This window comes from Methylobacterium longum, from assembly GCF_022179385.1.
GTDB lineage: Bacteria > Pseudomonadota > Alphaproteobacteria > Rhizobiales > Beijerinckiaceae > Methylobacterium > Methylobacterium longum.
On record NZ_BPQS01000134.1, the window covers coordinates 1 to 1,182 of the forward strand.

Below are 1,182 nucleotides of genomic sequence, written 5' to 3' on the forward strand. Positions count from 1 at the left end.
GCCGGAAGGCCAGATCCGGAAAGCTGACAGGCGCGGGCGGTCGGTAGCCCAGCGACGAATGCGGCCGGACGCGGTTGTACGTGTTCTGCCAGTGACCTATCACGATCTGTGCCTCCCTGAGTGAGTAGAAGATCTCCTGCCTCAGGCACTCGTCGCGCAGCTTGCCGTTGAAGCTCTCACAGTACCCGTTCTCCCACGGCGAGCCGGGTGCGATGTACTGGATCTGCGAGCCGGCTTTAGCGACCCACTTGCGCAGTGCCTTTGAGATCATCTCGGGACCATTGTCGCAGCGGATGTTCTCCGGGATGCCATGCAGGCACATCGCCTCTGCCAGGGCCTCGATCACACCCAGGCTGTTGATGCGCCGCGCCACCTTCAGTGCGAGGCACGCCCGGCTGTGCTCATCGATCAGCGTCAGGATGCGCAGGCTCCGGCCGTCGTGGGTTTGGGCCTGCACGAAGTCGAAGCTCCAGACGTGGTTGCGGTGGAGTGGCCGCAGCCGCACGCACGAGCCGTCGTTCAGCCATAGGCGGCTGCGGGGTCTCTGTCGGCTGGGGACCTTCAGCCCCTCGCGACGCCAGATGCGCTGAACCCGGTCCTTGCCCACCTGCCAGCCGTCTGCCTGCAGCAGCGCGGTGACACGACGGTAGCCATAGCGCCCATACTCGGAGGCCAGGGCAATGATGGCTCGGGTCAGCCCATCCTCGTCGGTCGGCACGGTGGGCACGTAGCGCTGCGTGCCCCGGTGCTGGCCGACGATCCGGCAGGCATGACGTTCCGAGAGGCCGTACTTCTCCCGAATGCCGTCGACCGCCTGCCGGCGTCGCTCGGGGGCTACAAGTTTCCCGAGGCGACGTCCGCCAGAACCTGCTTCTCTAAAGATAGATCAGCCACAAGCCGACGAAGCCGAGCGTTCTCGCGCTCCAGATCTTTCATCTTCCTGGCCTGATCGACCTTCAGACCGCCGTACTCCTTACGCCAGCGGTAGTAGCTCTGCTCGGAAACGTCCGCTTCTTTGCAGGCGACTGCGATGCTTTTGCCTTGTGCCGTCTGCACCTCGATCTGGCGCAGCATCAGCACGACCTGTTCCGCGCTCGGCCTCTGTCCTCGCTTCATCCCCAACTCCTCTGGTCCAGGCTGATCCTCTCAATCAGCCCGGTCCAAAGCCAGCCGGTCAGGTCA

General features: G+C 64.3%; 1 protein-coding gene. It reads right to left on the minus strand.

The features are described from left to right. Nucleotides 1-1,116 (minus strand): IS3 family transposase gene (locus MFF58_RS31700; protein ID WP_238294294.1). Its coding sequence is split into 2 segments (ribosomal slippage), with 1,117 coding nucleotides annotated over them: nt 1-849 and nt 849-1,116; the frame shifts between segments, so codons are not numbered across the junction. This gene is flagged as partial in the annotation. Nucleotides 1,117-1,182: the final 66 nt, after the last annotated feature.